The organism is Streptomyces sp. NPDC049577 (genome assembly GCF_040675635.1).
Lineage (GTDB): Bacteria > Actinomycetota > Actinomycetes > Streptomycetales > Streptomycetaceae > Streptomyces.
Map to the genome: position 1 here is coordinate 1 of NZ_JBFAPH010000599.1, position 1805 is coordinate 1805.

Consider the following 1805-nt stretch of genomic DNA (forward strand, 5'->3'; position numbering starts at 1 on the left):
CCGGCGTGATCACTACTTTAGCGGATTTCCCCGGTGACTCCTAATCGAAGTCCGTTCCGGAATTTCGGCATGCCGAAATCCATCCCGTTCAGGGGGGCCGTGCAGTAGTGGGTGCTGCCGTGTGGCAACCCGGAGAACTCTACACGAGCTTCAGCCGTGCTTGCGCCGCCGCTTGCCGCCGCGGGCGGCCGGGTTGCCCGTGCGGGAGGCGCGGCGGCGCTCGTGGCGGGTGCGGGCCTCCTCGTACTCCTCCCGGTGGAGGCCCTCGCCCGGGGCTTCGACGAGGGAGCGGCAGAAGTAGGCGAGGAGCCGGCCGATGAAGCCGATCATCATGATGCTGTGCATCGACCGCTCCGCCGCGGCGTCGTGCTTTCCGGGGTCGGGGCGGCGTACGAAGCCGTCCCAGGTGCGGCGGAAGCCGATCGCACTGCATACCGCGAAGGCGATGACGACCAGCATGTTCACCACGCTGCCGACCTGTGCGACGGCCAGTCCCTCGTAGCCGAAGCGCAGGACGAAGGCGCCCGCCGCGGCCGCGAGCAGTGAGCCCGCGGCGACGCCGGCGCGGCGCAGGGCGTAGCCGCCGTCGTGGTGGACCCAGGTCGTGCCGAAGAACCGGATCGGCTCGGGCCGGGGCTCGCCGCCGTCCGTCCCTGCCGCACCGTTCACACCGTTCGTACCGTCCGTACCGCTCATACGGCGATTATCGAACGGTTCAGCCGGAGCAGCGGACCGCGACGTAGCCGGTGCTGCCGGTTTTCACGTAGGCGTCGGAGACGTACTGGCCGGGGGCGATGCAGTCCCAGATGTCGGTGGTGCCGCAGGGGCCGGAGACGGATTCGCCGCGGGTCTGGCAGCGGATGGGGACGCTGCTGCCCTGCGGGAGGACCTTGACGAGCTCGCTGTCGGTGCTCGGGCCGCGGCGGACGTTGACCTGGTAGCCGGGAGCGATCGGGTAAGTGGCCATTCGTTCGTTCTCCTCGCCGGCCTCGCGGCCCCCCGTGAGTGAATGTCATGTGCAGGCTAGCAACGCGCGGTGCGGCTTCCCCGTTCGGTCCATATCCATCGATTAGGCTCCGCTCGTCGTCGCGCGTGGGGGTTGGTTGGGATATGCGCCCGGAGGGGGAGGGACCGCGGTACGCCGGCCGGTACCGGCTTGAGCGCCGGCTCGGTTCCGGGGGCATGGGTGTGGTGCACCTGGCCCGTTCGGCGTCGGGGCTGCGGCTCGCGGTGAAGGTGGTGCACGCCGAGTTCGCGGTGGATCCCGAGTTCCGGGCGCGGTTCCGGCAGGAGGTGGCGGCCGCGCGGCGGGTGAGCGGTGCGTTCACGGCGTCCGTGGTGGACGCGGATCCGGACGGCGGGCGGCCGTGGATGGCCACCCTCTATATCCCCGGCCCGACGCTGGCGGAGCGCGTCAAGCGCGAGGGGCCGCTGGAGCCGGCGGAGGTGCGGCGGCTGGCCGCGGGGCTGGCCGAGGCGTTGCGGGACATTCACCGGGCCGGGGTCGTGCACCGGGATCTGAAGCCGAGCAATGTGCTGCTGGCCGCGGACGGGCCGAAGGTCATCGACTTCGGCATTTCGCGGCCGTCGGACAGCGAGCTGCGGACGGAGACCGGGAAGCTGATCGGTACGCCACCCTTCATGGCGCCGGAGCAGTTCCAGCGGCCGCGTGAGGTCGGGCCGGCGGCGGATGTGTTCGCCTGCGCGTCGTTGCTGGTGTACGCGGCGACGGGGCGGGGGCCGTTCGAGTCGGACAGTCCGTACATCGTCGCGTATCAGGTGGTGCACGACGAGCCGGATCTGTC

At 70.8% G+C, this 1805-nt stretch carries 2 protein-coding genes and 1 pseudogene; 1 reads left to right on the plus strand and 2 read right to left on the minus strand.

The genetic code is table 11. The features are described from left to right. Window positions 1-150: 150 nt before the first annotated feature. Together AB0K09_RS33100 and AB0K09_RS33105 are read right to left on the minus strand one after the other, a co-directional pair. Window positions 151-696: a hypothetical protein gene (locus AB0K09_RS33100; protein WP_366069094.1), complete on the minus strand. Its 546-nt coding sequence runs from the start codon at window positions 694-696 to the stop codon at window positions 151-153. 19 nt (window positions 697-715) lie between these two features. Beyond that, a pseudogene (locus tag AB0K09_RS33105) lies at window positions 716-961 on the minus strand (SH3 domain-containing protein); the annotation flags it as partial. A 149-nt stretch (window positions 962-1110) separates the two neighbouring features. Here AB0K09_RS33105 and AB0K09_RS33110 point away from each other — a divergent pair. Further along, the coding region (locus AB0K09_RS33110) for a serine/threonine-protein kinase (RefSeq protein ID WP_366069096.1) at window positions 1111-1805 on the plus strand (695 nt) is incomplete at its 3' end.

Excerpts from the sequence above, each read along its gene's own strand:
- AB0K09_RS33100 (WP_366069094.1), bottom strand. The coding sequence starts at position 696 with ATGAGCGGTACGGACGGTACGAACGGTGTGAACGGTGCGGCAGGGACG.